The following is a 24,173-nucleotide window of genomic DNA, read 5'->3' as shown; positions in this document are numbered from 1 at the left end:
ACGGCCGTTCCGCCCCTGCGGCTAGGCTCGCCCCCATGTCACGCATCGACGGCCGCACAGCCGAGCAACTCCGACCCGTCACCATCGAACGCGGCTGGAGCAAGCACGCCGAGGGCTCCGTCCTCGTCTCCTTCGGCGACACCCGGGTCCTCTGCACCGCCAGCGTCACCGAGGGCGTGCCCCGCTGGCGCAAGGGCAGCGGCGAGGGCTGGATCACCGCCGAATACGCCATGCTGCCCCGCTCCACCAACACCCGCGGCGACCGCGAGTCCGTCCGCGGCAAGATCGGCGGACGCACCCACGAGATCTCCCGCCTCATCGGCCGCTCGCTCCGCGCCGTCGTCGACCTCAAGGCCCTCGGTGAGAACACCGTCGTCCTCGACTGCGACGTCCTCCAGGCCGACGGCGGCACCCGCACCGCCGCCATCACCGGCGCCTACGTCGCCCTCGCCGACGCCCTCGCCTGGGCCCGCGACAACAAGCTCGTCCGCGCCAAGGCCCAGCCCCTGAGCGGCACCGTCTCCGCCGTCAGCGTCGGCATCGTCGACGGCACCCCCCTCCTCGACCTGTGCTACGAGGAGGACGTCCGGGCCGAGACCGACATGAACGTCGTCTGCACCGGGGACGGCCGCTTCGTCGAGGTCCAGGGCACCGCCGAGGGCGCCCCCTTCGCCCGCGCCGAACTCGACGCCCTCCTCGACCTCGCCGTCGCCGGCTGCGCCCAGCTCGACGGAGCGCAGCGCCAGGCCCTCTCCGGCCGGTGACGCCCTCCGGCGCCCGCGGGGGGCGGGGAACCCGCGCCCCCCGCGGAGCCCGCCCGCCCGCGGACGCGCCCGGCGGGACGGGAGCGGAGGGCACGGCGGATCCGAACGCCGCGGACTCCCACGGAACTTTGCGAGCGCTTTACACGTCATAGAAGGCACGGGCCGTACGGGTCGAGCCGTACGGCCCGTCCAGACGCCCTGTTGAGGACCCGACAGAAAGGGCCCCATGCACCGCAGGACCTCCCTCGCAGCCATCGCCTCCCTCGCCCTCGCCGCGCCCCTGCTGGGCTGCAGCGCCGTCCAGAACGCGCTGGACTGCGCCAACACCGCCGTCGTCATCGTCGACAGCGCCAACGCGCTCCAGCAGGCCGTCGCCGACGGCGTCGAGAACCCCGCCGAGATCAACGAGTCGCTGAACCGCATCGACACCAACCTCGACAAGATCACCGAAAGCACCGACAACCCCGACATCGCCAAGGTCGCCGAAGACCTCCAGCAGGCCGCCGACAACGTCCGCGACTCCGTCGACCAGGGCAAGGTCCCCGACACCGGCCCCGTCGTCAGCGCCGCCGACGAGCTCACCCAGATCTGCTCGCCCGGCTGACCCGCCCGCCCGCCGGACCGGCGGCACACCGGGCCACCCGGTGTTCCGGACGGGCGCACCGGGATAATCGGGCCCCATGAGCCAGCGCCTGATCCTCGCCACCCGCAACGCCCACAAGGTCCGCGAACTGGAGGCCATCCTCTCCGCGACCGGACTCGACCTCGACCTCGTCGGCGCCGACGCCTACCCGGAGGTCCCCGACGTCAAGGAGACCGGCACCACCTTCGCCGAGAACGCCCTCCTCAAGGCCCGCACCCTCGCCAGGGCCACCGGCCTGCCCGCCGTCGCCGACGACTCCGGCCTGTGCGTCGACGTCCTCGGCGGGGCCCCCGGCATCTTCTCCGCCCGCTGGGCCGGACGCCACGGCGACGACAAGGCCAATCTGGACCTGCTCCTCGCCCAGCTCTCCGACATCGACGACCCCCACCGCACCGCGCACTTCGCCTGCGCCGCCGCCCTCGCCCTCCCCGACGGCACCGAGCGCGTCGTCGAGGGGCACCTGCCCGGCACCCTCCGCCGCACCCCCGCCGGCTCCGGCGGCTTCGGCTACGACCCGATCCTCCAGCCCGAGGGCGAGAGCCGCACCTGCGCGGAGCTGTCCCCGGAGGAGAAGAACGCCATCAGCCACCGCGGCCGGGCGTTCCGCGAACTGGCGCCGGTGATCGGGGAGCTGCTGGGCTGACGGGCACGGGACGGCGAACCGCTCCTGCCGCCGACGCCGAAGGCCCGGCTCGCCGAGCCGGGCCTTCGCCCTCGGGGTCGGTGCGGCCGGTGGGACTCGAACCCACACGGGATTTCTCCCACAGCGGCCTAAACGCTGCGCTTCTGCCAATTTAGCCACGGCCGCCGACTGTCCCTCATCGTAGCGGGTGCCGCCCCCTTCGGAAGGGCCACCGGTCGCGGTGGCCCGGCGGTCCGGGCCGCACCACGTTCCCGTGGCCGCAGGGCGGTTCGGGCGGAGGCGGCGCATCTCCCCCGGCGGGGGCGGAAGACCGGCCGCCGGCCGCCTCGGTCCGGGAAGCGGCCGGTGCCGACGCCGTGTCCGGCGGAGAGGGCCTCAGACGGCCAGGTCCCGGATGAGCTTGGCGACGTGGCCGGTGGCCCTGACGTTGTACAGGGCCCGCTCGACCTTCCCCTCCTCGTCCACGACCACGGTGGAGCGGATGACGCCGGTGACGGTCCTGCCGTAGGACTTCTTCTCGCCGAAGGCGCCGTAGGCCCGGAGGACTTCCTTCTCCGGGTCGGAGACGAGGGTGATCCCCAGGTTCTCCTTCTCGCGGAACCGCGCGAGCTTCTCCGGCTTGTCGGGTGAGACGCCGATCACGTCGTAGCCGGCCCCGGCGAGGAGACCGAGGTTGTCGGTGAAGTCGCAGGCCTGCTTGGTGCAGCCGGGGGTCATCGCGGCGGGGTAGAAGTAGACGATCACCTTCCGGCCGGCGCGGTCGGCGAGCGACACGGGGTTGCCGTCGGCGTCGGGCAGGGTGAAGGCGGGGGCGGTGTCGCCGGGCTGCAGGCGCTCGCTCATCGGTGGCTCCTCGGGGCGTGCTCGGGGCGCTGGGCGGGACCCCGTGGGGACCCGTGCGGTCGTTACCGGTTCGAAAGCCTAGCCACGGGGTGTGTCGGGGGTGGCGCGGGGCACCGGAGGTGGGGGAACTGCCAAACTGTCCGGTAGCCGGTTCCCCGGTGCAGGACAGTCCGGTGGGGCGGATGAGACGGACGAGACGACGGAGGCAGTGCGGTGTCGGAAGCCAGGACCCCCGCGGAGATCGAGGCGGCGATCGTCCGCAGGCGGCAGGAGCTCGCCGCGACGCTGGACGAGCTGGCGGTGCGGGTGCACCCGAAGACGATCGCGGGGGACGCGAAGGCGCGGGCCGCGGCGGCGGTGGACCGCACGGCGGGCCGGGCGTACGTGGCGGTGAACCGCGCGCTGTCCGACGTGCGCGAGAGGTTCACGGACGAGGAGGGGCGCCCGCGGGCGGAGCGGATCGTGCCGGTGGCGCTGGTGGCCGCCGGAGTGGTGGGCCTGGTGGTGTTGTCGGCTCGGCGTCGGCGCGGCTGAGCGGCTGAGATACGGTCTTACCGTGAGTTCCCAGACGTCCCACCACGACAAGCTGCCCATCCGGATGCTGCACGACCGGGTGCTGGTGCGTACCGACATTCCCGAGGGCGAGCGCCGGTCCTCCGGTGGCATCGTCATCCCCGCGACGGCCGCGGTCGGCCGCAGGCTGAACTGGGCCGAGGTGGTGGCCGTGGGGCAGAACGTGCGCACGGTCGAGCCCGGCGACCGGGTGCTGTTCGACCCGGCGGACCGCGCCGAGGTGGAGGTGCGGGGGGTGGCGTACGTGCTGATGCGCGAGCGCGACCTGCACGCGGTGGCGGCCGAGCGGCTGCAGGGTTCCGAGGACTCCACCGGCCTGTACCTGTAGGCCGGGCCGTCCGCCCCGCACCGCCGGCGCCGCCCGCACCGCCGGTACCACTGGCACCATCGGGGTCCGCGGCGTGTGCCGCGCGCCGAGGGCCCGGACCGTCGCGGTCCGGGCCCTCGGCGCGCCGCGCCCTCGGCGGGGCGGTCCCCGGCGGGTGCGGCGCGCGGCCGTCACCGGGGAGCGGAGGCGGTGGGGAAGGGCCTCGCCGAGGGGCCGGGGGCCGGGGCCTTCGGCGAGTGCGGGGGTTCGGTCCTGCCGCGGTCGGCGGCCCCGCCGGGGTTCCTGCCGGCGTCCCCGGGGGGTGGACCGGTGCGCTCCTCCGGGGGCTGCGGCGGCCTGCGGGCGGTGTCGGAGCCGGCGTTCCGGCCGTCGCGGGCCTTGCCGTCGTCCTCCGCGGTGCCGTCGCGTCCGCCGGGGGCGTCCTGCGCGCCGTCCGGTCGCCCGCCCGTGCGGTCGGTGCCGTTGCGGGCGTCGTCACCGGGGGCGGAGGTGCCGTCCGGCCCGTACCCTCCGGGCGCCGCGGACTCCTCCTCGTCACTGATCCGGGTGGAATCCTCGCCGGGTGAGGGGGAGGTGCCGCCGGAGGGACTGGGAGAGGCCGGCTCGGGGGTGAGGTTCCTGCCGGGCCTGAGCCGGAAGTCCTGCACGGGGGTGCCGCGCAGGGCGCGTTCGGTGTAGGCGGCCCAGATCCGGGTGGGGAAGTCGGAGCCGTTGACGCGGGCCAGTCCGGCGGCGCCGTAGAGGGACTTGTGGGCGCCGGTCTCGGGGTCCTGCCCCATGACGGCGACGACGGTGGCCAACTCGGGGGTGTAGCCGGCGAACCAGGCGGCCTCGTCCTCCTCGGCGGTGCCGGTCTTGCCGGCGGCGGGCCGGCCGGCGGCCTGGGCGGGGCGCCCGGTGCCCTCCTTGACCACACCGCGCAGGACGGCGGTGGTGGCGTCCGCGGTGGAGCGGGAGACGGCCTGCTCGGTGCCGGGCTCGGGGAGGCGGACGGGGTCGCCGTTGCGGGTGATCCTCTTCACGAGGCGGTGGTCGATGCGCTCGCCGTGGTTGGCGAGGGTGGCGTAGGCACGGGCCAGGTCGAGGGTGCTGGGGGAGGAGGTGCCCAGCGCGACGGAGCCCTGCGCGTCGGCCATGCCGGGGGTCGTCTCGGGGAGGCCGAGCCTGACCGCGGTCTCCTTGACCCTCTCGGGGCCGACGTCCATGCCCATCTGGGCGAAGACGGCGTTGACGGACTTGTTCATGGCGGTGGTGACGGGGATGTCGCCGTAGTCGACGTCGTCCTCGTTCTCGGGGCGCCAGTCGGTGGGACCCTGGGGGCCGACGACCGTGCGTCCGCTGGTGCCGTCGTAGGTGGTGCCGGGGCCGATGAGGTCTCCGCCGCGGGTCCTGGCGCGGTGCTCCAGGGCGGCGGCGTAGACGATGGGCTTGAAGGTGGAGCCGGCCTGGTAGTCGCGGCGGGTGGCGTTGTTGACGTACTGGCGGGTGTAGTCGATCCCGCCGTACAGGGCGACGACCTCTCCGGTGCGGGGGTCGATGGAGGCGGCGCCGGCGCGGACGTAGCGGTCGACCTCGCGCTCGTCGTCGAGCCGGGAGAGGAGTTCGCTCCTGACGGCGGCGGTGAGGGCGTCCTGCTTCTTGCGGTCGATGGTGGTGGTGATGCGGTACCCGCCCTGGGCGAGCCGGCGTTCGGTGAGGATGCCGTTGCCGGTGAGGTGCTGTTTGACGGCTTCGACGAGGTAGCCGCGCTGGCCGGAGAGGCCGTTGGGGGGCTTGGCGGGATCGGGGTCGGGGAAGGTCGTGGCGGCGCGCTGCCGGTCGGTGAGCCAGCCCTCCTTGACCATGCCGTCCAGGACGTACTTCCAGCGGGCGACGGCGCGGTCGCGGTTCTCCGGGTGGGCGGCGACGTCGTAGAGGTTGGGGGAGTTGAGGAGGGCGGCGAGGTAGGCGCCCTCGGCGGTGGTGAGGTCGGCGGCGTCCTTGCCGTAGTAGGCGTGGGCGGCGGCCTGGATGCCGTAGGCGTTGCGGCCGAAGTAGCTGGTGTTGAGGTAGCCGGCGAGGATCTCGTCCTTGCTGGCCTCGCGGTCGAGTTTGACGGCGATGAAGAGTTCCTTGGTCTTGCGGGTGAGGGTCTGCTCCTGGCCCAGGTAGTAGTTCTTGACGTACTGCTGGGTGATGGTGGAGCCGGACTGCTTGCCCTCGCCCCGCAGCATGTTCCAGCCGGCGCGGACCATGGCCGTCACGTCGACGGCGGGCTGGTGGTAGAAGTCCCGGTCCTCGGCGGCGAGGACGGCCTGCCGGGTGGTCTCGGGGACCTCGGTGAGCTCGATGTTCTGCCGGTTGATCTCGCCGTCGCGGGCGAGCGGCGTGCCGTCGGCGTAGAGGTAGACGTTGTTCTGGGCGGCCGCGGCGGAGTTGGGCTCGGGGATGTCCACGAGCAGGTAGCCGGTGACCAGGGCGCCGGCGCCGGCCAGGACGGCCGCGGCGCCGGCGCCCAGGGTGATCCGCCAGACGGGCGGCAGCCGGCGCCGGCCGGTGCGCTGCGGGTGCTCGTCGCCGTTCGGCGCCTCGGGATCCTCGCTCATGACCGCAGGGCTCCTTGTCGGTATGTGCGCTTCAGGACGTTTTACGGTGGAACACCCCGTATGACACTCTGACATCATCCGCGCCGGCGGGCGAGGCAGACCACACCTGTGGTGGTGTGCGGCGCGCGAAACCGTCCGAACGGACTTTCGAGACCGGTGGGGGTCCCGTTAATCGGTGGCGGCGCCCGGCGGGGGCCGACTACGCTCGCACGCTCCGCCGTCACCCGGCTGCCCGCGCGGGCCCCGGGCCCGCGGGCCGCGCAGCCCGCGCCGGGGCGGAACCACGACGAGGGGGGACGGGGACCTGCCATGCACGTGCTCCGCCTCCACCTGGCCGTCGCGCGCGGCGGCTTCCGCCGGCACGTCACCTACCGGGCCGCCACCGCGGCGGGGGTCTTCACCAACACCGTCTTCGGCTTCGTCCTCTCCTTCACGTTCGTCGCCCTGTGGGACGAGCGCCCGCACCTGGGCGGCTACGACCAGGCGCAGGCGCTGACGTTCGTGTGGACCGGGCAGGCGCTGCTGGCGGCCATGGCGATGCTGGGCGGCGGGTTCCAGGAGGAGCTCCAGGAGCGCATCCGCTCGGGTGACGTGGTGGTGGACCTGTACCGCCCCGCCGACCTCCAGGCGTGGTGGCTGGCGGCCGACCTGGGACGGGCGGCGTTCCAGCTGCTGGGGCGCGGTGTGGCGCCGATGGCCGCGGGAGCGCTGGCCTTCCCGCTGGTGCTGCCGGCCGATCCGCTGGTGTGGTCCGCCTTCGCGGTGTCGGTGCTGCTGGGCCTGGTGGTGTCGTTCGCGGTGCGCTACCTGGTGGCGCTCACCGCGTTCTGGCTGCTGGACGGCTCGGGGGTGAACACGCTGAGCATGCTGCTGGGGGTGTTCCTGTCGGGGCAGCTGCTGCCCCTGACGGTCTTCCCCGGCGGGCTCGGCGAGCTGGTGCGCCTCCTGCCGTGGGCGGCGATGCTCCAGGTGCCCGCCGACGTGCTGCTGGGCGAGCACCGGGGCGCGGGGCTCGCGGTGGCGCTGGCGTTCCAGGCGGGCTGGGCGGCGGCGCTGCTGGCGCTGGGCCGGGCGGTGCAGGCGGCGGCGGCCCGCAAGGTGGTGGTGCAGGGTGGCTGAGGCGCGGGCCGGGGCCCGTCCGGGGCCGTCCGGGGGCCGCCTGGCGCTGCTGTGGCAGGGGCTGCGGGCGTACGTGCTGATCGCCGGGATGTGGGTGCGCTCGACGATGGCCTACCGGGCGTCGTTCGCGATGACGGCGGTCGGGAACCTCGTCACCACCGGACTGGACTTCGTCGCGGTGATGATCATGTTCTCGCACGTGGACGCGCTGGGCGGGTTCACGCTGCCGGAGGTGGCGCTGCTGTACGGGACGGCCGGCACCGCGTTCGGGATCGCCGACCTGCTGACGGGCTCCATGCAGCGGCTCGGCGGCCGCGTGCGGGACGGGACGGTGGACACGCTGCTGGTCCGCCCCGCCCCGGTGCTGGCGCAGGTGGCCGCCGACCGCTTCGCCCTGCGGCGGCTGGGGCGGGTCACCCAGGGCGCCGCGGTGCTGGGGTGGGCCCTGACGCAGGTGGAGGTGGACTGGACGCCGGGCAGGGCGGCGCTGCTGGCCGTGACGGTGGTCGGCGGAGCGGTGATCTTCGGCGCGCTGATGGTGGCGGGAGCGGCCTTCCAGTTCTGGGCGCAGGACGCCGCCGAGGTGCAGAACGCCTTCACCTACGGCGGCAACACGCTGCTCCAGTACCCGCCGACGATCTTCGCGGTGGAACTGGTGCGCGGGGTGACGTTCGTGGTGCCGCTGGCGTTCGCCGGCTGGCTGCCGGTGCTGCGGGTGCTGGGCCGGGACGATCCGCTGGGGCTGCCCGGCTGGGTGGACTTCGCCTCGCCCGCGGTGGCGCTGGCGTGCTGCGTGCCGGCCGGACTGGCGTGGCGGGCGGCGCTGCGGGGCTACCGCAGCACGGGGAGCTGACAGGAGAGGTGGGGACGGCCATGGGGACGCGGGAGGACGCGGCCGCGCGCGGGGAGGGGGCCGGGGACGACGGCTTCATCGAACTGGAGGGCGTGGAGAAGGTCTTCCGGGTGCGGCGGCGCCGCGCCGGGCGCCGCCGCCGGGAGGTCCGCGAGGTGCGGGCCGTGGACGGGATCTCCTTCCGGGTGCCGCGGGGCCAGATGGTCGGCTACATCGGGCCCAACGGTGCGGGGAAGTCCACCACGATCAAGATGCTGACGGGTGTCCTGACCCCCAGCGGCGGCCGGATCCGGGTCGCGGGCGTGGACCCGTCCCGGGAGCGGATGCGGCTGGCGCGGCGCATCGGGGTGGTGTTCGGGCAGCGCACCACGCTCTGGTGGGACCTGCCGCTGCGGGACTCCTACGCCCTGGCCCGACGGCTGTACCGGGTGCCCGAGGCGCGGTGGCGCGCCAACCTGGAGCGGTGCGTGGACCTGCTGGAGCTGGACGGCCTGCTGGACGTGCCGGTGCGTCAGCTCTCGCTGGGGCAGCGGATGCGCGGGGACATCGCCGCCGCCCTGCTGCACGATCCGGAGGTGCTCTACCTGGACGAGCCGACCATCGGGCTGGACGTGATCAGCAAGGCGCGGGTGCGGTCCTTCCTGCGCCGGGTCAACACCGAGAGCGGGGTCACCGTCCTGCTGACCACCCACGACCTGACCGACATCGAGCAGCTGTGCGACCGGGTGATGGTCATCGACCACGGCCGGCTGGTGTACGACGGGGCGCTGGAGGGCCTGCACCGGGCGGGTGGCGGCGAGCGCACGCTGGTGGTGGACCTGGCGCGGGAGGTCCCGCCGGTGCGGGTGGAGGGGGCGCGCACGGTGCGCGTGGAGGGGCCGCGCCAGTGGCTGGCCTTCCCGGCGGCCGCGAGCGCGGCGCCGCTGGTGGCGCGGATCGCGGCGGAGTACCCGCTGGTGGACCTGTCGGTGCGCGAGCCGGACATCGAGGACGTCATCGCCCGGATGTACGCCCGCGGCGCCGCCGGGGCGCGCGGGGACGCCGGCCCGGACGGGGCGCAGGCCCCGCCCGTGGTGTCCTAGGCACCGGGGCCCGGGGTCACAGGACGGCCGGGGAGGGGCCGACGAGCAGGTCCAGGTCCAGCGCCTCGGCCATCGCGCGGAAACCGCTGTCGCTGGGGTGGAGGTGGTCGCCCGAGTCGTAGACGGGGCGCAGCCGCTGCGGGGCGGCGGGGTCGCGCAGGGCCGCGTCGAAGTCGACGACCGCGTCGAAGACGCCGCCGCGCCGGATCCTCTCGTTGACCTGCTGTCGCACCGCCTCCAGTTGGGGGGTGTGCTTGCGGTGGCCGCCGAACGGCATCAGCGTCGCCCCGACCACCCGCACGCCGCGCTCGTGGGCCATCCGGGTGAGCTGCTGCAGACCGGCCACGATCCGCTCCGGGTCGGTCTGCTGGGGCGATTTGAGGATGTCGTTGATGCCGAGCTGGACGACCACCACCTGCACCCCGGTGCGGGAGAGCGCGTCCCGCTCCAGCCGGGACAGCCCGCTGGGCCCGTTGCCGGGCGAGTCGGGGGAGGAGTCCAGGAGGATGCGGTTCCCGCTGATGCCCTGGTTGACGACGCTGTAGCGGGGGGCGCCGCGCTCGGTGCGCAGCCGGTCGGCGAGGTAGTCCGTCCAGCGGCGGTTGGCGCCCAGGCTGGAGGTGATGCCGTCGGTGATGGAGTCGCCGAACGCCACGACGGTGCCCTCGGCCTCGTCCGTCCACACGTCCACGGCCGTCACGTACCGCCAGTAGGTGGTCTGTTCGGTGTAGGCGGCGCCGTCGGTGTCGGCCGCGTGGTCACCGCGCGCCAGGTAGCTGGTCTGGCGGGCGTGGGAGTGGTGGGTGACGGGACCGGAGCCGGTGGGCGTGTAGAGGGTGACCAGCAGGTCGGCGGCGGCCGGCACGTTCAGCCGTACGGCGTCGCTGGTGACGGCGGAGCCGGCCGGGATCACCACCTCGGCGCGGTCGCCGAACGTCAGCCGGCGCATGCTGCCGGGGGCGGCGGCCGGGCTGCTGGGCTCGGCGGCCAGGGCGAGGGTGGCGCCGGTGACGGTCAGCGGACGGGTGCCGAAGAGGTTGGAGAACCGGACGCGGGCGGCGGTCCCCCCGACCGAGGTGTGCACCACGTTCCGCAGGGAGGAGTCCGGGTGGCCCTCGGGGGCGCCCGGCTCGGCGGAGACGGGGGAGGCGGACCAGGTGCCCACCCAGGTGCCGGAGGAGGCGGGGGCGGCCGAGTCGCCGCCGCGCGGTGCGGAGGCGTCCGGTGCGGCGCCCCTGACCCCGGCTCCGACGAAGATGGCGGCGGAGACCAGGACGGCTATGGCCGCGAGCCCCGCCAGCAGGGCGTATCCCATGTTCCTGGTCACGACCGGCAGCCTCGCTCGTACACGGTGACAAGTCCCCCCTCGGGCACGGCGGCCCACAGGCGTGGAAGTGATCGGCGGTTCCGCCATGATCCCATGGGCGGCGGGGTGCCCCTGCCGGGATCCCCCACCTGTTACATGATCGATGACGGGTCGTGCGGCAGGTGACGCGTCGTGAGGGAAGGCCCCGAGGCCGCCCGTCGCCCCGGACCCGGGCGGCGTCGTCCCCGTACCGCCGGTCCCCCTTGCGACAATGCAGACGGGGAAGGCGCGAACGGGTGGAGCGGATGGAACGGACGACATCACACGAGGGCACCCCGGTGGACGGCACGTCCGCGGGCGGACCCGCCGGGGAGCGGACGGCCGGGACGAGGCCGCCCTTCGACCCGACGGCCTTCACGGCCGCCGACGAGGAGAAGCGGCGCGGAGTGCGCCGTATGAAGACCATCGCGACGGGCGCGCTGCTGCTGGCGGCACTGGTGTTCGCGCTGGCGACCTGGGCGGAGAACACGGGGGCGGGCGCCTGGGCCGGCTACGTCGCGGCGGCCGCCGAGGCGGGCATGGTGGGCGCGCTGGCCGACTGGTTCGCGGTGACCGCCCTGTTCAAGCGGCCCATGGGGCTGCCGATCCCGCACACCGCGATCATCCCCACCAAGAAGGACCAACTCGGCCGCAGCCTGGGCGACTTCGTCGGCGACAACTTCCTGTCCGAGGAGGTGGTGCGGCGCCGGCTGCGGTCGGTGGGCATCGGCAGCCGGCTGGGCGCCTGGCTGGCCCGGCCCGAGAGCGCCGACCGGGTGACGGCGGAGCTGTCCACCGCGCTGCGCGGCGCACTGACGGTCCTGCGGGACGGTGACGTGCAGGCGGTGGTGGGCGAGGCGATCACCCGCCGCGCCCACGCCCGGGAGGTGGCCCCCGGCCTGGGCCGGATGCTGGAGCGCATCGTCTCCGACGGCGGCCACCGCCGGGTGGTGGACCTGGTGTGCGTGCGGGCCCACGACTGGCTGGTGTGGCACAGCGACTCGGTGATGGAGGCGGTGGCCGGCGGCGCGCCCGGCTGGACGCCGCGCTTCGTGGACCGCAAGGTCGGCGAGCGCGTCTACAAGGAGCTGCTGCGCTTCGTCGGCGAGATGCGGGACATGCCCGACCACCCCGCGCGCGAGGCGCTGGACCGCTTCCTGCGGGACTTCGCCGCCGACCTGCAGTCCGACGACGAGACCCGGGCCCGCGTGGAGCGGCTGAAGTCCGAGATCCTGGCCCGCGACGAGGTGCAGGACCTGATCGCCTCGGCGTGGTCGGCGGTGCGGGCCATGGTGGTGGCCGCCGCGGAGGACGAGCGCAGCGAACTGCGGCTGCGGGTGCGCTCCTCGGTGCTCTCGCTGGGCGCGCGGCTGTCGGCGGACGGCGGGCTCCAGGGCAAGGTGGACGGCTGGATCGAGGGGGCGGCGGCGCACGTGGTCACCACCTACCGGCACGAGATCACGTCCCTGATCACCGAGACCATCGAGAGCTGGGACGCCGAGCACACCTCCCGCAAGATCGAGGCCCACATCGGCCGGGACCTGCAGTTCATCCGCATCAACGGCACGGTGGTGGGCGCCCTGGCGGGGCTGGCGATCCACACCGCGGCCCAGGTGCTGGGCGGCTGAGCCGGCGGCCCCGGAGGGGCCCGGGCGGGGCACCGGAGCCGGCGCCCCGCCCGGGCGCGCCGGACTCCGGGCTACCCCAGGCGGACGGTGCGGCCCTCGGCCGCCGACGTGCGCGCCGCCTCCAGCACCCGGAGCGCCTCGGCCGCCTCCCGCGCGCCGACCGGGGGCTCGCCGCCGGTGCGCAGGGCGTCGGCGACGGCGGCGTAGTAGGCCGGGTAGTCGCCGGGCCGGGACGGCACGGGTCGCACGTCCTCGCCGGCCCCCAGCACCCCCCAGGCCGACTCCGGCTCCTCACCCCAGGGTTCGCCCGGCACGGGGCGCCGGCCCGCGCGCAGCGCGTCCTCCTGCGGGTCCAGGCCGTGGGTGACGTAGGCGGCCCGGCTCCCCAGCACGCGCAGGCGGGGGCCGAGCTGCGCGGCGGTGGAGCTCATCCACAGGTGGGAGCGGACCCCGGAGGCGTGGTGGAGGGCGATGAAGGTGTCGTCGTCGGCCTCGGCCCCGGGGCGGCGGGCCTCGGACTCGGCGTGGACGGAGAGGACCGGGCCGAAGAGGACGAGCGCCTGGTCGACGAGGTGGCTGCCCAGGTCGTACAGGAGCCCGCCCAGCTCCGCCGGGTCGCCGGACTCGCGCCAGCCGCCCTTGAGGGAGGGCCGCCACCGCTCGAAGCGGGACTCGAAGCGCCACACCTCGCCCAGCGCTCCCTCCGCCAGCAGGCCGCGCAGGGTGAGGAAGTCGCTGTCCCAGCGGCGGTTCTGGAACACCGACAGCAGCAGGCCGCGGCGCTCGGCGAGACCGGCCAGCGCCTCGGCCTCGGCGGCGGTGGCCGCCAGCGGCTTGTCGACGACGACCGGCAGGCCCGCCTCCAGGGCGCGGCCGGCCAGCTCGACGTGGGTGCGGTTGGGGGAGGCGACGACGACCAGGTCCAGCTCTCCGGCGCGGGCGAACAGCGCGTCGGCGTCCGCGGCGACGTGCAGCCCCTCGCCGTGCTCGGCGCGGGCCTGCCGCTGCCGCTCGGGGCTGGAGGTGACGACGGTGTCCAGGACCAGCCCGTCGGTGGCGGCGATCAGCGGGGCGTGGAAGACGGCGCCGGCCAGGCCGTAGCCGATCAGTCCGACGCGCAGCGGGCGGGCGGTGGAGGGGGCCGCGGAGGGGGCGGCGGTGGGGTCGACGTCCATGGCGCCCACTTTGGCAACGGCGTTGCTAAAGTGCAAGCGGGCGCCACAATGGCACGGTGACCCCCGTCCTCCCCGGCGGCCCGCCCGGAGCCCGCAGCGGGCTTCCCGGCGCCGCGAACCCGCCCGTCCCGCGCGGCCACAACGCCGCGCTCGTCCTCGACCTGCTGCGCGCCGCGGGCGAGGCGGGCGCGAGCAGACCGGAACTGGCCGAGGGCACGGGTCTGACGCCGCAGGCCGTCAGCAAGATCACCGCCCGGCTGCGGGACGCGGGCCTGGTGGCCGAGGCCGGGCGGCGCCCCTCCACCGGCGGCAAGCCGCGCACGGTGTGGCGGCTGGTGCGCGACGCCCGCCACGCGGTGGGGCTCCACCTGGACCGCGACGAGCTCACCGCGGTCCTGCTGGACCTGCTGGGCAGCCCGGTCGCCGTCCACCGCGCCCCCTTCGACCTGGGCGCGCCCCCCGAGCGGGCCCTGGCGGCCGCGGCGGAGGCGGTGCGGGCCCTGCCCCTGCCGGACGCGCCCGGCGCCGGGGTGCTGGGCGTGGGGGTGGCCTGCCCCGGCCCCCTGGACCACCGCACGGGGGTGCTGGGCAGGGTCACCGGGTTCCCCGGGTGGGACGGCCGGCCGCTGCGGGACGAGCTCGCCGGGCGGCTCGGACTGCCGGTCGCGCTGGACAAGGACACCAACGCGGCCGCGCTCGGCATCGCCCTGCGCGGCGGGGGCGCGGACGGTGCCGGCGGCGCCGGCGACGGCTCGTTCGCCTACCTCCACCTGGGCACCGGCCTGGGGGCCGGACTCGTCCTGGGCGGGAGGCTGTACCGGGGGGCCCGCACCGGCGCCGGGGAGTTCGGCCACCAGGTCCTGCAGCTCGACGGCGGCCCGGAGTGCGTCTGCGGCGGCCGCGGCTGCCTGGAGGCGCTGTGCCTGGCGGCCGTCGCCCGGGGCGACGCCGCCGGGGCCGCCCGCGCCCTCGGGGCCGGCGCCGCGGGCCTGGCCGGGCTGCTGGACGTCGACCGCGTGGTGCTCGGCGGGCGCACCGTGCTGGCCGACCCCGGGCCGTACCGCGCGGGCGTCGCCGCCGTCCTGGCCGAGCGGGCCGCGCGCACCGACGGCCGCGCCGTACCGGTCGCGGTGGCGCCCGACGGCGGCCGGCTGGTCGCGGACGGCGCCGCGCACCTGGTCCTGGCACCGGTCTTCGGCAGGCTCGGACCGGGAAGCCGATCCTGGAGGGGGCCCGGCGGGGCCGCCAGTGGCTAGGCTGGGGCCGTCGGCGCAGCACGGCGCGGTGCCGCCGCCGCACCCAAGCCGCATCCGCACAGGTGTGCAGTGCGTACGACCGACAGGAGTGACGAATGGCGGAGCGCAAGCCGATCGAGTCGTGGCTCACCGACATGGACGGGGTCCTCGTCCACGAGGGCGTGCCGATCCCCGGGGCCGACTCCTTCATCAAACGGCTGAGGGAGTCGGGCAGGCCGTTCCTGGTGCTGACCAACAACTCGATCTACACGCCCCGCGACCTGCACGCCCGGCTGCGGCGGATGGGCCTGGAGGTGCCGGTCGAGAACATCTGGACCTCCGCCCTGGCCACCGCCAGGTTCCTGGAGGAGCAGCGCCCGAACGGCACCGCCTACGTCATCGGCGAGGCCGGGCTGACCACCGCCCTCCACGACATCGGCTACATCCTCACCGACACCGAGCCGGACTACGTGGTCCTCGGCGAGACCCGCACCTACAGCTTCGAGGCGCTCACCAAGGCGATCCGGCTGATCAACAACGGGGCGCGGTTCATCGCGACCAACCCCGACGAGACCGGCCCGTCCGCCGAGGGCGCGCTGCCGGCCACCGGTTCGGTCGCGGCGCTGATCACCAAGGCCACCGGCCGCGAGCCGTACTTCGTCGGCAAGCCCAACCCGCTGATGATGCGCGCCGGGCTCAACGTCATAGGGGCCCACTCCGAGAGCAGTGCGATGATCGGCGACCGGATGGACACCGACGTGCTGGCCGGGCTGGAGGCGGGCATGGAGACCTTCCTGGTCCTGACCGGGCTGACGCGCCCGGCCGACGTCGACCGCTTCCCGTTCCGGCCCTCGACGGTCGTCGACTCGATCGCGGACCTGGTCGAGCGGATCTGAGGCCGCCCGGTCCCGGGCGGCGGGCGCCCGAACGGAGCAGTGTCCGGCGCTGCCGGGATGCGGTCCGGGACCGGGCGGCGGATCTTCGGGAGTACCGACCCGGAGGTTCGACATGGGCATCTCCCGCACCGCACGACCCGCTCCGCGCGTCCTGGCGGCGGCGCTCACCGTCCTGGCCGCGGTCCTGCCCGCCGCTCCCGCGGCGGCCCTGTGGAACCCCGGCCCCGCGGCCGGGTCCGCCGGTCCGGCGGACACCCGGACGGCGGAGCCCCGCGGGGAGGCTCCCGGCGAGGAGCCCGGCGGCCGCGAGGACGGCGGAGAGGGCGGGCTGGTGGTGACGCCCGCGCGGGTCCGGCCCGGCGCCGAGGTCGAGCTGCGGGCGGAGTCCTGCGAGGGCACGGTGGTGACCGCCCGGTCGGAGGCGTTCGTCGCCGAGGCCCTGCTCTCCCCGGCGCCCGGCGGCGGTCTGCGCGGCGAGGCGGTCGTCCGCTCGGACGCCGGGGAGAAGGAGCACGAGATCACGGTGGAGTGCGCGGACGCCCGGATCACCGGCCGGGTGACCGTCCACCGCGGGGCGGCGGGTTCGACGTCGCCCTCGCCCGCACCGCACGGGGAGCCCTCCGCCGGCGGCCCGCTCCCGTCCTCCGGCCCCGCCTCCAGCCCCGTCGCCCCCGTGCCCGCCGGAGGCGGCGGCACCGCCGGGGACGCGCCCGCGGACGCCGGACGGGAGGGCGGCGCCGCGGACGCCGGCCCGGGCGCCCTCCACACCGTCGTGGGCCTCGGCCTGGCGGGCACCGCCGCCCTGGTCGCCGTCGGCCGGACCGTGCGCCGGCGCCGCAGGGCCGCCGGCGCCCCCGGCGCGGGCGGCGGCGACTGAGCGGGCCCTCCGCCACGGAGCCGGACGACGTGTACGGCGACGTCCTGTCGCGGGAGCCGCGCGCGAGCCGCACCGGGCGCCTGGCGGCCCTGGCCGTCTGGGCGGTGCTGCTGCTGGGGGTGTGGCTGTGGGGGCGGGAGCTGACCGGGTTCGCCGCCGCCCCGCCCCCGGAGCGTCCCGCCGCCCCCGCCTCCGCCGCCGGGGAGGTCGGCGGCGGGACGGTGGACGGCCGGGCGCTCCCGCTGGGCCGCGAGCCGCTGCCCGGTTCCGAGCCCCGGCGGGTGGAGGTCGGTGCCGCGGGCGTGGACGCCCGGATCGTGCCGCGCGGGCTGGACGGCCACGGCGCGGTCGAGCCGCCGCCGATGGCCGACCCCGGCCTGGTGGGCTGGTACGAGGGCGGCCCCGCGCCCGGCGCCGAGGGCGTGGCGGTGCTGGTCGGCCACCTGGACACCGGCACCGGGGCGGCGGTCTTCCACCGCCTGCCCTCCGTGCGCCCCGGCGACCGGGTCCGGGTGGCGCGGGCGGACGGCACGGTCGCGGAGTTCACCGTGGAGGAGGTGTCCACCGCCGAGCGGGACGGCTTCGACCCGGACGAGGTCTACGGCCCCCGCCGCTCCGGACGCGCCGAGCTGCGCCTGATCACCTGCACCGGGGAGTTCGACCGCGAGGACGGCTCCTACACCGCCAACCTGGTGGTCTCGGCCTACCTCACCGGCGTCCGGCCCGCGTGAGCGGCGGATCCGCGGCCGCTGCGCCGTCCCCGGCACCGGCCCGAGGGCGGCGGGGGTCGCGGGCGCGGGCCGGCGGGACCGGCGCACCGTCTTCCGGAGGTGCCCGCGCGGGTGAATCCGGGCCGGCGCCGGTGACCGGTACCGGCCCGCGGGGATTGAAGGGGCGGGGGCGCGGTACCCGGCGCCGAGAACCCAGGACACGGAGGCTGTCGTTCCGCCATGCATGACACAGCTGAACCGGAGGCCGAGGACCGGCCCGCCGCCCGATCGTCGGAGAGGGCACCGCTCGTGGTGCCCCCGCTGCTGCGTCTGGCGGGGGACGGTGACGACGACGAGGGCGAGTACCACATCTGCCGCGGCATCGACTGACCGGTGCGCGGCCCCGCGCGGTCCTCGCGGGGAACGCCTCGGGGCCCACCGCGTTCGCGGTGGGCCCCGAGGGGAGGTACGCCGCCAGGGACTCGAACCCCGGACCCGCTGATTAAGAGTCAGCTGCTCTAACCAACTGAGCTAGCGGCGCCCGCAGGGGCTGCGGCCGGCGCCGAGGCGCCGTGTCCTTGCCGACCTGCTGGAACAAGCATACCCGACGCCGGGCCGTGCTCCGTCCACGGCCACCGGGGGCGGCCGGGGCGGCCGGGGCGGCCGGGCGCTAGGTTCCCGCCATGCGCACTGGAGAGCTGATGGACCTGGCGTGGCGGCCGGTGGAGGACGGCGGGGAGGGGACGCGGGCCGTCCTCGGTCTGGCGGGGCCGCCCGGAGCGGGCAAGTCGACCCTGGCCCGGGCGCTGGTGGACGGGCTGCGGCGGCGCCACGGCCCCGACGCCGCCGCGTACGTGCCGCTGGACGGCTTCCACCTCTCGGGCGCCCAGCTGGAGCGGCTGGGGCTGTCCTCCCGCAAGGGCTCCCCGCCCACCTTCGACGTCCACGGGTACGCCGCACTGCTGCGGCGCCTGGCGTCCCGCCCCGCCCACGACGTCTACGTGCCGGACTTCGACCGCGCCCTGGACGAACCCGTCGCGGCCCGGCACGTCGTCGCTCCCGGGGTCCGGCTGGTGGTGACCGAGGGGAACTACCTCGCCTGCGACCTGCCCGGCTGGCGCGAGGCGCGGGAGTGGATCGACGAGGTGTGGTACGTGGACGCCGACGCCGCGGAGCGCCGCCGGCGGCTGCTGGAGCGGCAACTCACGGGGGGCCGCACCGAGGAGGAGGCCCGGGCGTGGGTCGAGGGCAACGACATGCCCAACGCCGGCGTCGTCGAGGCCGCACGGGACTCGGCGTGGGTGAAGAGAGTGTTCCATTGGTCTGGACATGACTAGAAGGAAGGGTTACGGTCGGCCTTGGTCTAGACCGCAGTCCCCTCCTGTGCCGCCTCCTCACGGAGCCTCAGGAACCCCCCATGTCCAGGAGTGAAGGATGCGCAAGAAGATCACCACCGCGCTGCTCGGCTTCGGAGTGGCCGCGACGACCGTGCTCGCCGCCGGCGGCAGCGCCCAGAGCCACGGCTACACCCAGTCGCCCATGAGCCGCCAGGCGTACTGCGCCAACGGGACCGTCTCGAACTGCGGCGGGATCCAGTGGGAGCCGCAGAGCGTCGAGGGGCCCAAGGGCTTCCCGGCCGCCGGCCCGGCCGACGGCCAGATCTGCGCGGGCGGCAACTCGCGCTTCGCCCAGCTGGACGACCCGCGCGGGGGCAACTGGCCCACCACGAAGCTCTCCCCCGGGCAGGGCCTGACCTTCACGTGGAAGATGACGGCGCGGCACAGCACCACCGACTTCCGCTACTACATCACCAAGAACGGCTGGGACCCGACCAAGCCGCTGACCCGGGCCGACCTGGAGCCCTACCCCTTCATGACGGTGCACATGGGCGGCCGCCAGCCCGCCTCCACCGAGAGCCACCAGGGCAGCGTCCCGACCGGCAAGTCGGGCAGGCACCTGATCCTGGGTGTCTGGAACGTCCACGACACGGCCAACGCCTTCTACGCCTGCTCCGACGTGCGGTTCTGAGCCGGACCGGGCCAAGGGGGGCGGCCCCGCCGGGGCCGCCCCCCGTCGCGCTCCGTACGGGCGGACGCCACCTCTCTGTCATGTGCATGGAGAACATTCGGCCAACGAGGGCGGAGAACCGGCCATGTGGCCGGGGCGGTGCATGGGTGATCGGGGCGCGGGCGATATCCCCGCCGGAAGGATCACCCGGACCGCGATCCCGCCGCCCCGGCGGGATGTCCCCAACGGAGGTTCCCGTGCGCCGTCGATTTGTCGTGTCCATGATTGCCGGTTCCCTCGCCCTGCCCGCCGTCCTGGCGGCCGGAGGCCCCGCCGCGGCGGCCCCCGCCGACAAGCCCCAGGTGCTCAGCAGCTGGACCCAGACCAGCGCGACCAGCTACAACGCCTGGCTCTCGGCGAGAAACAACCAGTCGGCCTGGAGCGCCTACGGCTTCGACTGGTCCACCGACTACTGCAGCACCTCGCCCGACAACCCCTTCGGCTTCCCCTTCCAGACCGCCTGCGCCCGCCACGACTTCGGCTACCGCAACTACAAGGCGATGGGCTCCTTCGCCGCCAACAAGGCCCGCCTGGACGACGCCTTCTACGCCGACCTCAAGCGGGTGTGCGCCCGCTACAGCGGCGCCACCAAGTCCTCCTGCGACGGCACGGCCTGGGTCTACTACCAGGCCGTCGACAAGTTCGGGAACACCCCGGCGGTGGACGCCGGCCGCGACACCCGGAACTGACGCGCACCGGGACCGACGCGCGCCGGGCCGGAGCCTCGCGGGCTCCGGCCCGGCGCGGGCACGGCGAAGGCCCCCCGCGCGGGCGGGGGGCCTTCGGCAACCGGTGCGCCGCCAGGGACTCGAACCCCGGACCCGCTGATTAAGAGTCAGCTGCTCTAACCAACTGAGCTAGCGGCGCCTGGCCGGCAGCGGCCCGCGGGGAACCCGTGGAGCGCGCTGTCCGGAACCATACTACCCGCTTCCCGGGGTGCCCCCGACCACGCGCCCGCCGCGCCGTCCCCGCGGGCGGCGGACGCGGCGGGCGCAGGCGGTCGCGGGGTCACAGGATCGCGCTCAGGAACTCCCGGGTGCGCTCGTGGTCCGGGTCGTTGAAGATCTTCTCCGGCGGGCCGGACTCGATGACCTTGCCCTCGTTGAACATCAGCACCTCGTCGGAGATGTCCCGGGCGAAGTTCATCTCGTGGGTCACCACCAGCATGGTGATGTCGGTGCTGTGGGCGATGTCGCGCAGGACGTCCAGCACGCCGGCCACCAGCTCGGGGTCGAGCGCCGAGGTGACCTCGTCCAGCAGCAGCACCTTGGGCCGCATGGCCAGGGCCCGTGCGATGGCCACGCGCTGCTGCTGGCCGCCGGAGAGCTGGGTGGGGTACTTGTCGATGTGCTCGGTCAGCCCCACCAGCTCCAGCAGGTCGCGCGCCCGCTGCTCGGCCTCGTCCTTCCCCAGGCCCAGGACGTGGACCGGGGCCTCGGTGACGTTCCGCAGCACCTTCATGTTGGGGAAGAGGTTGAACTGCTGGAAGACCATGCCGATCTTCTTGCGGACCTCGCGGATGTGCCTCTCCCCCGCGGGGACGAGCCTGCCCCCCTTCATCTCGTGGGTGAGGTGGTCGCCGTCGACCGTGATGGTGCCCTCGTCGGGCTTCAGCAGCGTCATCAGCAGCCGCAGGATCGTGGTCTTGCCCGAACCGGAGGGGCCGATGAGGGTGACGTGCTTGCCCGCGGAGACGCTGAACTCCAGCTGGTCCAGGACGACGTTGTCGCCGAAGCGCTTGGTGACCTTGTCGAAGCGGATCAGCTCGCGGCCGTCCGCGGCGGTGCCTCCGATGGTCTTCTCGGGTGTGGTGTCAGCGGGCAAGACGACGCTCCAGGACTCGGATGAGGAGGGAAGCCGGGTAGGCGATGACGATGAAGGCGATGCCGACGACGGTGACCGGCTCCAGGAAGCGGAAGGTCTCGGAGCCGTAGGCGCGGGCCTCGCCCAGCATCTCCAGGGCGCCGATGATCGCGATCAGCGGCGAGTCCTTCAGCATGGCGATCACGTAGTTGCCCAGCGCGGGCACCACGCGGCGGATCGCCTGCGGCAGGATCACGGCCGTCCAGGTGCGCACCGGCGGCAGGCTGAGGGCGGTGGCCGCCTCCCACTGGCCGCGGGGCACGCCGTCGATGCCGGCCCGGTAGACCTCGGCGGTGTACGTCGAGTAGTGCAGGCCGAGGCCGATCACCCCCGTCATCAGCGGGGTCATCGCCGGTCCCCACTCGGGGACCACGTAGAAGAGGAAGAACAGCTGCACCAGCAGCGGGGTGTTGCGGATGAACTCGGTGACCGAGGTCACCGGCACCCTGATCCACGCCGCGGAGGAGCGCTGGGCGATGGCCCACACCAGTCCGAGGGTGAAGGCCAGCAGGGCTCCCAGCACCAGCGCCTGGAGGGTGAGGACCACCCCGTCCCAGAAGCGCGGCATGAAGTCGGAGACGACGCCCCAGTCCCAGTTCACTTGTCACCTCCCGCGACGGCGGCCGTCCCGGTGACGGGGTCGGCGGCCGCCGTCCGCGCGCGCAGCCCGCCCAGCAGGCCGCCGCGCGGCGGTGGCGCCTGTCCGATCCCGGCCTTGGCCTTCCGCTCCAGCAGCCGCATGCCGCGGGTGATCACGAAGGCGAGCACGAAGTACATCGCCAGCAGGAGGGTGTAGACGGGCGCGCTCTCGTTGGTGGTGAAGCGGATGAGGTTGGCCGCGAAGGTCATGTCGGCGACGCTGATCACCGAGACCAGGGCGGTGCCCTTCAGCAGCTCGATGGAGAGGTTGTTGAAGGGCGGGATCATCTCCGGCCAGGCCTGCGGCAGCTCGATGCGCCGCAGCCGCTGCCGGCGGGTGAAGCTCAGGGCGATCCCCGCCTCGCGCTGGGCGGGGGAGACCGCGGCCAGCGCGCCGCGCACGACCTCCGAGCCGTACGCGCCGTAGGTCAGGCCCAGAGCCAGTACGCCCGCCCACAGCGGGACGAGCTGCCAGCCGAAGGCGATCGGCAGCGCGAAGAACAGCCAGAACATGAAGACCAGCGCCGACGCGCCGCGGAAGACCTCGAAGTAGGCGCCCGACAGGAAGCGCACGATCCACAGCTCCGAGGTCCGCATGATGCCGACGGCGAAGGCGACGGCGGCGGCCAGGGCCGCGCTGTAGACCGTCACCTGGACGGTGATCCAGATGCCGGGCAGCATGTAGGACTCCCACAGGGCCCAGGTCATGAGCACAGCTCCTTCGCGGTCAGGTCGGTCATCTCGTCCTCGGTGAAACCGAAGGGCTTGACGATCTCCAGCAGCTCACCGCTCTTCTTGAGCTCGCGCAGTTCCCGGTTGAAGGCGTCCCGCAGGTCCGTGGAGGTGGGCCGGAAGGCGAAGCCGCCCGCGCCGATCGCCGGCTCGCCGTCCACGACGGGCTGGAAGGGCTCGGTGGCCTCGGCCCGGTTGCTGCCCCGGACCACCTGGCGGACGGTCAGGGAGGTGCCGGCGAACACGTCCACGCGGCCCTGCTCGACGGCCGCCAGACCGGCGACCTGGTCGGGGAGGACGAGGATGTCGTCGCGCGGGACGCCGTTGGCCACCGCGTAGTCGATCTCGGCGTACGCGGTGCCGCTCGCCATCCTGGCGCCCTTTTCCACGATGTCCCGGTAGTTGTACAGGCCCTTCGGATTGCCCTTACGGACGATGAAGGCGTCGAGCATGATGTACTCGGGATCGGAGAAGATGACCTGCTCGCACCGCTCCGGTGTGATGTACATGCCCGCGGAGACCACATCGAACTGCTGCGAGCGCAGTCCCGGAATCAGCGATCCGAACTCGGTCGGCACCGGGACGACGTTCTCCACCCCCAGCCGCTTGAAGATGACCTTCGCGATCTCCGGAGCCTCGCCGGTCAGCTCGCCCTGCTTGTTGATGTAGCCGTAGGGCACCTCGCCCGCGATGCCCACACGCGCGGTGCCCTGCCCCCTCAGCCGCTCCAGCAGGCTCTCGTGGCCTGCGCCGACGGCCGGGACCCGGCTGCACCCGGCCGCGGCGCCCATCGCGCCCGCGGCGCCGAGCGCGCCCAGGCCCGCCAGCAGTGAGCGGCGGCTTATTCCCCCGAAGGGTCTGTTCCGGTTACTGAGGCTTTCGTTGCTGTCCGATTTTCCTGTCTCGTTCCATTGCGGTGGAGCCATGGGCGCGCCACTACCCCGATTTTCAGAAGGTATGCCCATCGTTTCCAGCCCTTGATGTTGCTGTTGCGGAGTTGACCGCAGAGCGTGACCGCTGCGTCGGTATTGACGGGCAAATCGACGGACAGGAGCCGAAATGGCAGACCGTTTCATCAGCGTTTCGCTCGACAAGAGGGGCGTGAGCTGCACCGCGAAGCTCCTCGACGACCGCGCGCCCGTCACCTGCGACGCGGTGTGGAACGCCCTTCCGCCGGCCGGGGACGTCTACCACGCCAAGTACGCGCGCAACGAGATCCACACGCTCCTGCCGGCGTTCGCCGCCGCGGAACCGCCGCTGGAGAACCCCACGGTCACGCCCATCCCGGGCGACCTGTGCCACTTCGCCTTCACCGGCACCCGGCTCGGCACCGCCTCCTACGGCTACGAGGACGACGCCGGGCACCGGGGGCGGAAGACGGTGGCGGACCTGGCGCTGTTCTACGAGCGCAACAACCTGCTGACCAACGGTGACGCCGGATGGGTGCCCGGGATCGTCCGGGGCGCCGTCGTGGAGGGACTGGACCGGATGGCCGATGCCTGCCAGGACCTGTGGCGGGCCGAGGCCCTGGGCGAGACCCTCGCCTTCCGCAGGGCCTGACCCCCGGCGGCCC

Annotated in this window: 26 protein-coding genes and 3 tRNA genes; 18 read left to right on the top strand and 11 right to left on the bottom strand. The window is 74.4% G+C overall.

Annotated features, from left to right (window positions below; translation table 11 throughout):
* Nucleotides 1–35: 35 nt before the first annotated feature.
* From rph to rdgB, 3 genes are all read left to right on the top strand, one after another.
* The gene (rph, locus tag ACFSJS_RS19440) at nucleotides 36–764 is read left to right on the top strand and encodes a ribonuclease PH (RefSeq protein WP_380902086.1); all 729 of its coding nucleotides are present in this window, start codon (nucleotides 36–38) and stop codon (nucleotides 762–764) included.
* 226 nt (nucleotides 765–990) lie between these two features.
* Nucleotides 991–1,368, top strand: a complete 378-nt coding sequence (locus ACFSJS_RS19435) for a hypothetical protein (RefSeq protein ID WP_380902083.1) — start codon at nucleotides 991–993, stop codon at nucleotides 1,366–1,368.
* A gap of 76 nt (nucleotides 1,369–1,444) precedes the next feature.
* Nucleotides 1,445–2,050, top strand: coding sequence for an RdgB/HAM1 family non-canonical purine NTP pyrophosphatase (gene rdgB, locus ACFSJS_RS19430; protein ID WP_380902081.1), 606 nt, complete (start codon nucleotides 1,445–1,447; stop codon nucleotides 2,048–2,050).
* A gap of 81 nt (nucleotides 2,051–2,131) precedes the next feature.
* On the opposite strand, the gene ACFSJS_RS19425 is transcribed toward rdgB, so the two are convergent.
* Nucleotides 2,132–2,215 (bottom strand) — tRNA-Leu (locus ACFSJS_RS19425).
* A gap of 210 nt (nucleotides 2,216–2,425) precedes the next feature.
* Nucleotides 2,426–2,893, bottom strand: coding sequence for a thioredoxin-dependent thiol peroxidase (gene bcp / locus ACFSJS_RS19420; protein WP_380902079.1), 468 nt, complete (start codon nucleotides 2,891–2,893; stop codon nucleotides 2,426–2,428).
* Between the two features lie 213 nt (nucleotides 2,894–3,106).
* Between bcp and ACFSJS_RS19415 the strand changes: the two genes are divergently transcribed.
* Both ACFSJS_RS19415 and ACFSJS_RS19410 read left to right on the top strand, forming a co-directional pair.
* The gene (locus ACFSJS_RS19415; RefSeq protein WP_380902077.1) at nucleotides 3,107–3,427 is read left to right on the top strand and encodes a DUF3618 domain-containing protein; all 321 of its coding nucleotides are present in this window, start codon (nucleotides 3,107–3,109) and stop codon (nucleotides 3,425–3,427) included.
* A 64-nt stretch (nucleotides 3,428–3,491) separates the two neighbouring features.
* Nucleotides 3,492–3,794 carry a GroES family chaperonin gene (locus tag ACFSJS_RS19410; protein ID WP_093655608.1) on the top strand — a complete coding sequence of 101 codons (303 nt, stop codon included), beginning with the start codon at nucleotides 3,492–3,494 and terminating at the stop codon, nucleotides 3,792–3,794.
* A gap of 170 nt (nucleotides 3,795–3,964) precedes the next feature.
* On the opposite strand, the gene ACFSJS_RS19405 is transcribed toward ACFSJS_RS19410, so the two are convergent.
* Nucleotides 3,965–6,379: a transglycosylase domain-containing protein gene (locus ACFSJS_RS19405; protein ID WP_380902075.1), complete on the bottom strand. Its 2,415-nt coding sequence runs from the start codon at nucleotides 6,377–6,379 to the stop codon at nucleotides 3,965–3,967.
* A gap of 309 nt (nucleotides 6,380–6,688) precedes the next feature.
* Between ACFSJS_RS19405 and ACFSJS_RS19400 the strand changes: the two genes are divergently transcribed.
* From ACFSJS_RS19400 to ACFSJS_RS19390, 3 genes are all read left to right on the top strand, one after another.
* Nucleotides 6,689–7,498, top strand: coding sequence for an ABC transporter permease (locus ACFSJS_RS19400; protein ID WP_380902073.1), 810 nt, complete (start codon nucleotides 6,689–6,691; stop codon nucleotides 7,496–7,498).
* Nucleotides 7,499–7,586: 88 nt separating this feature from the next.
* Nucleotides 7,587–8,351 carry an ABC transporter permease gene (locus ACFSJS_RS19395; RefSeq protein WP_380902229.1) on the top strand — a complete coding sequence of 255 codons (765 nt, stop codon included), beginning with the start codon at nucleotides 7,587–7,589 and terminating at the stop codon, nucleotides 8,349–8,351.
* Between the two features lie 20 nt (nucleotides 8,352–8,371).
* Nucleotides 8,372–9,433: an ABC transporter ATP-binding protein gene (locus tag ACFSJS_RS19390; protein ID WP_380902071.1), complete on the top strand. Its 1,062-nt coding sequence runs from the start codon at nucleotides 8,372–8,374 to the stop codon at nucleotides 9,431–9,433.
* Nucleotides 9,434–9,449: 16 nt separating this feature from the next.
* On the opposite strand, the gene ACFSJS_RS19385 is transcribed toward ACFSJS_RS19390, so the two are convergent.
* On the bottom strand, nucleotides 9,450–10,760 hold the full coding sequence (locus ACFSJS_RS19385; protein ID WP_380902069.1) for an SGNH/GDSL hydrolase family protein: 1,311 nt from the start codon (nucleotides 10,758–10,760) through the stop codon (nucleotides 9,450–9,452).
* A 284-nt stretch (nucleotides 10,761–11,044) separates the two neighbouring features.
* Here ACFSJS_RS19385 and ACFSJS_RS19380 point away from each other — a divergent pair, with 284 nt between their 5' ends.
* On the top strand, nucleotides 11,045–12,406 hold the full coding sequence (locus ACFSJS_RS19380; RefSeq protein WP_380902067.1) for a DUF445 domain-containing protein: 1,362 nt from the start codon (nucleotides 11,045–11,047) through the stop codon (nucleotides 12,404–12,406).
* A 71-nt stretch (nucleotides 12,407–12,477) separates the two neighbouring features.
* Here the strand turns inward: ACFSJS_RS19380 and ACFSJS_RS19375 are convergent, their stop codons facing one another.
* Nucleotides 12,478–13,581, bottom strand: a complete 1,104-nt coding sequence (locus ACFSJS_RS19375) for a Gfo/Idh/MocA family oxidoreductase (RefSeq protein ID WP_380902065.1) — start codon at nucleotides 13,579–13,581, stop codon at nucleotides 12,478–12,480.
* A gap of 56 nt (nucleotides 13,582–13,637) precedes the next feature.
* Here ACFSJS_RS19375 and ACFSJS_RS19370 point away from each other — a divergent pair, with 56 nt between their 5' ends.
* The 5 genes from ACFSJS_RS19370 (at nucleotide 13,638) to ACFSJS_RS19350 (ending at nucleotide 17,689) form a co-directional block, all read left to right on the top strand.
* Nucleotides 13,638–14,837 (top strand): ROK family transcriptional regulator, encoded by a 1,200-nt coding sequence (locus tag ACFSJS_RS19370; RefSeq protein ID WP_380902063.1) that lies wholly within the window; start codon nucleotides 13,638–13,640, stop codon nucleotides 14,835–14,837.
* 95 nt (nucleotides 14,838–14,932) lie between these two features.
* The gene (locus ACFSJS_RS19365; RefSeq protein WP_380902061.1) at nucleotides 14,933–15,712 is read left to right on the top strand and encodes an HAD-IIA family hydrolase; all 780 of its coding nucleotides are present in this window, start codon (nucleotides 14,933–14,935) and stop codon (nucleotides 15,710–15,712) included.
* Nucleotides 15,713–15,824: 112 nt separating this feature from the next.
* Nucleotides 15,825–16,589 (top strand): hypothetical protein, encoded by a 765-nt coding sequence (locus ACFSJS_RS19360; protein WP_380902059.1) that lies wholly within the window; start codon nucleotides 15,825–15,827, stop codon nucleotides 16,587–16,589.
* A 29-nt stretch (nucleotides 16,590–16,618) separates the two neighbouring features.
* Complete coding sequence (locus ACFSJS_RS19355) at nucleotides 16,619–17,320, top strand: class F sortase (RefSeq protein ID WP_380902057.1); 702 nt, start codon at nucleotides 16,619–16,621, stop codon at nucleotides 17,318–17,320.
* Nucleotides 17,321–17,539: 219 nt separating this feature from the next.
* Nucleotides 17,540–17,689 (top strand): hypothetical protein, encoded by a 150-nt coding sequence (locus ACFSJS_RS19350; RefSeq protein ID WP_380902055.1) that lies wholly within the window; start codon nucleotides 17,540–17,542, stop codon nucleotides 17,687–17,689.
* A gap of 77 nt (nucleotides 17,690–17,766) precedes the next feature.
* On the opposite strand, the gene ACFSJS_RS19345 is transcribed toward ACFSJS_RS19350, so the two are convergent.
* A tRNA-Lys gene (locus ACFSJS_RS19345) sits at nucleotides 17,767–17,840 on the bottom strand.
* A 142-nt stretch (nucleotides 17,841–17,982) separates the two neighbouring features.
* Here ACFSJS_RS19345 and ACFSJS_RS19340 point away from each other — a divergent pair.
* The 3 genes from ACFSJS_RS19340 to ACFSJS_RS19330 all read left to right on the top strand — a co-directional run bounded on the left by ACFSJS_RS19340 (nucleotide 17,983) and on the right by ACFSJS_RS19330 (nucleotide 20,055).
* The gene (locus ACFSJS_RS19340) at nucleotides 17,983–18,636 is read left to right on the top strand and encodes a nucleoside/nucleotide kinase family protein (protein WP_380902053.1); all 654 of its coding nucleotides are present in this window, start codon (nucleotides 17,983–17,985) and stop codon (nucleotides 18,634–18,636) included.
* Between the two features lie 97 nt (nucleotides 18,637–18,733).
* The gene (locus ACFSJS_RS19335; RefSeq protein WP_380902051.1) at nucleotides 18,734–19,327 is read left to right on the top strand and encodes a lytic polysaccharide monooxygenase auxiliary activity family 9 protein; all 594 of its coding nucleotides are present in this window, start codon (nucleotides 18,734–18,736) and stop codon (nucleotides 19,325–19,327) included.
* A gap of 236 nt (nucleotides 19,328–19,563) precedes the next feature.
* Nucleotides 19,564–20,055 (top strand): phospholipase, encoded by a 492-nt coding sequence (locus tag ACFSJS_RS19330; RefSeq protein ID WP_380902049.1) that lies wholly within the window; start codon nucleotides 19,564–19,566, stop codon nucleotides 20,053–20,055.
* Between the two features lie 104 nt (nucleotides 20,056–20,159).
* Here the strand turns inward: ACFSJS_RS19330 and ACFSJS_RS19325 are convergent.
* From ACFSJS_RS19325 to ehuB, 5 genes are all read right to left on the bottom strand, one after another.
* Nucleotides 20,160–20,233 (bottom strand) — tRNA-Lys (locus ACFSJS_RS19325).
* Nucleotides 20,234–20,374: 141 nt separating this feature from the next.
* Nucleotides 20,375–21,190: an ectoine/hydroxyectoine ABC transporter ATP-binding protein EhuA gene (gene ehuA, locus ACFSJS_RS19320; protein WP_380902047.1), complete on the bottom strand. Its 816-nt coding sequence runs from the start codon at nucleotides 21,188–21,190 to the stop codon at nucleotides 20,375–20,377.
* Nucleotides 21,180–21,830: an ectoine/hydroxyectoine ABC transporter permease subunit EhuD gene (gene ehuD, locus ACFSJS_RS19315; RefSeq protein WP_380902045.1), complete on the bottom strand. Its 651-nt coding sequence runs from the start codon at nucleotides 21,828–21,830 to the stop codon at nucleotides 21,180–21,182. The genes ehuA and ehuD overlap by 11 nt, the downstream gene beginning before the upstream one ends.
* Entirely contained in the window at nucleotides 21,827–22,576 is a 750-nt protein-coding gene (gene ehuC, locus ACFSJS_RS19310) for an ectoine/hydroxyectoine ABC transporter permease subunit EhuC (protein WP_380902043.1), read from the bottom strand. Before ehuC ends, ehuD begins: the two co-directional genes overlap by 4 nt.
* Nucleotides 22,573–23,526: an ectoine/hydroxyectoine ABC transporter substrate-binding protein EhuB gene (ehuB, locus tag ACFSJS_RS19305; RefSeq protein WP_380902041.1), complete on the bottom strand. Its 954-nt coding sequence runs from the start codon at nucleotides 23,524–23,526 to the stop codon at nucleotides 22,573–22,575. The genes ehuC and ehuB overlap by 4 nt, the downstream gene beginning before the upstream one ends.
* Before the next feature lie 133 nt (nucleotides 23,527–23,659).
* Between ehuB and ACFSJS_RS19300 the strand changes: the two genes are divergently transcribed.
* Nucleotides 23,660–24,160, top strand: coding sequence for a DUF3830 family protein (locus ACFSJS_RS19300; protein WP_380902039.1), 501 nt, complete (start codon nucleotides 23,660–23,662; stop codon nucleotides 24,158–24,160).
* The last annotated feature ends 13 nt before the right edge of the window (nucleotides 24,161–24,173 follow it).

This window comes from Streptomyces desertarenae, from assembly GCF_042681365.1.
Lineage (GTDB): Bacteria > Actinomycetota > Actinomycetes > Streptomycetales > Streptomycetaceae > Streptomyces > Streptomyces desertarenae.
Note: the sequence above shows the minus strand (reverse complement) of the source record. Positions and strands in the feature narration are given on the sequence as shown.

Coding starts and splice junctions, on each gene's coding strand:
- rph (WP_380902086.1), top strand. CDS start 36: ATGTCACGCATCGACGGCCGCACAGCCGAGCAACTCCGACCCGTCACC.
- ACFSJS_RS19435 (WP_380902083.1), top strand. CDS start 991: ATGCACCGCAGGACCTCCCTCGCAGCCATCGCCTCCCTCGCCCTCGCC.
- rdgB (WP_380902081.1), top strand. CDS start 1,445: ATGAGCCAGCGCCTGATCCTCGCCACCCGCAACGCCCACAAGGTCCGC.
- bcp (WP_380902079.1), bottom strand. CDS start 2,893: ATGAGCGAGCGCCTGCAGCCCGGCGACACCGCCCCCGCCTTCACCCTG.
- ACFSJS_RS19410 (WP_093655608.1), top strand. CDS start 3,492: ATGCTGCACGACCGGGTGCTGGTGCGTACCGACATTCCCGAGGGCGAG.
- ACFSJS_RS19405 (WP_380902075.1), bottom strand. CDS start 6,379: ATGAGCGAGGATCCCGAGGCGCCGAACGGCGACGAGCACCCGCAGCGC.
- ACFSJS_RS19400 (WP_380902073.1), top strand. CDS start 6,689: ATGCACGTGCTCCGCCTCCACCTGGCCGTCGCGCGCGGCGGCTTCCGC.
- ACFSJS_RS19395 (WP_380902229.1), top strand. CDS start 7,587: ATGTGGGTGCGCTCGACGATGGCCTACCGGGCGTCGTTCGCGATGACG.
- ACFSJS_RS19390 (WP_380902071.1), top strand. CDS start 8,372: ATGGGGACGCGGGAGGACGCGGCCGCGCGCGGGGAGGGGGCCGGGGAC.
- ACFSJS_RS19380 (WP_380902067.1), top strand. CDS start 11,045: ATGGAACGGACGACATCACACGAGGGCACCCCGGTGGACGGCACGTCC.
- ACFSJS_RS19375 (WP_380902065.1), bottom strand. CDS start 13,581: ATGGACGTCGACCCCACCGCCGCCCCCTCCGCGGCCCCCTCCACCGCC.
- ACFSJS_RS19365 (WP_380902061.1), top strand. CDS start 14,933: ATGGCGGAGCGCAAGCCGATCGAGTCGTGGCTCACCGACATGGACGGG.
- ACFSJS_RS19360 (WP_380902059.1), top strand. CDS start 15,825: ATGGGCATCTCCCGCACCGCACGACCCGCTCCGCGCGTCCTGGCGGCG.
- ACFSJS_RS19350 (WP_380902055.1), top strand. CDS start 17,540: ATGCATGACACAGCTGAACCGGAGGCCGAGGACCGGCCCGCCGCCCGA.
- ACFSJS_RS19340 (WP_380902053.1), top strand. CDS start 17,983: ATGCGCACTGGAGAGCTGATGGACCTGGCGTGGCGGCCGGTGGAGGAC.
- ACFSJS_RS19335 (WP_380902051.1), top strand. CDS start 18,734: ATGCGCAAGAAGATCACCACCGCGCTGCTCGGCTTCGGAGTGGCCGCG.
- ehuC (WP_380902043.1), bottom strand. CDS start 22,576: ATGACCTGGGCCCTGTGGGAGTCCTACATGCTGCCCGGCATCTGGATC.
- ehuB (WP_380902041.1), bottom strand. CDS start 23,526: ATGGCTCCACCGCAATGGAACGAGACAGGAAAATCGGACAGCAACGAA.
- ACFSJS_RS19300 (WP_380902039.1), top strand. CDS start 23,660: ATGGCAGACCGTTTCATCAGCGTTTCGCTCGACAAGAGGGGCGTGAGC.